This window comes from Stenotrophomonas lacuserhaii (genome assembly GCF_039674585.1).
GTDB classification, from domain to species: domain Bacteria; phylum Pseudomonadota; class Gammaproteobacteria; order Xanthomonadales; family Xanthomonadaceae; genus Stenotrophomonas; species Stenotrophomonas pennii_A.
Genome location: NZ_JBDJNU010000088.1, coordinates 1 through 403, shown reverse-complemented (window position 1 = coordinate 403; position 403 = coordinate 1). Strand labels below are relative to the sequence as shown.

Genomic DNA, 403 nt, shown 5'->3' with positions numbered 1-403 from the left:
GCGCTGTGGAACCACCCGATCCCATCCCGAACTCGGAAGTGAAACGCAGCTGCGCCGATGGTAGTGTGGCTCAAGCCATGCGAGAGTAGGTCATCGCCAGGGTTTATACCCGAGAACCCCGTTGCTTGCGCAACGGGGTTTTCCTTTTTTTGCAAGCCGTCGATTCTTCGATGACTTACATCAACAACTTCAAGTAGATCTTCAAGTTCTTCTCACAAGTTGTTGACAAGCTCCAAAAGCCTGCCATAATAGGCGGCTCGCAACGACGAAATGCCCTCGGGTCGGACGTCGAAGCAGCAGAGTCAACAACGCTTCGCTCCGGCGAAACGGCCTTGAAAAAAGGTGTTGACGAAGCGGAAAAGCCGGCTATAATGGGCGGCTCGCAACGACGGAAACGTCGGGG

General features: G+C 54.3%; 1 rRNA gene. It reads left to right on the top strand.

From position 1 onward, the window contains the following. Nucleotides 1–102: ribosomal RNA gene (gene rrf / locus ABE522_RS17475) — 5S ribosomal RNA — on the top strand; the annotation flags it as partial. Nucleotides 103–403 lie beyond the last annotated feature (301 nt).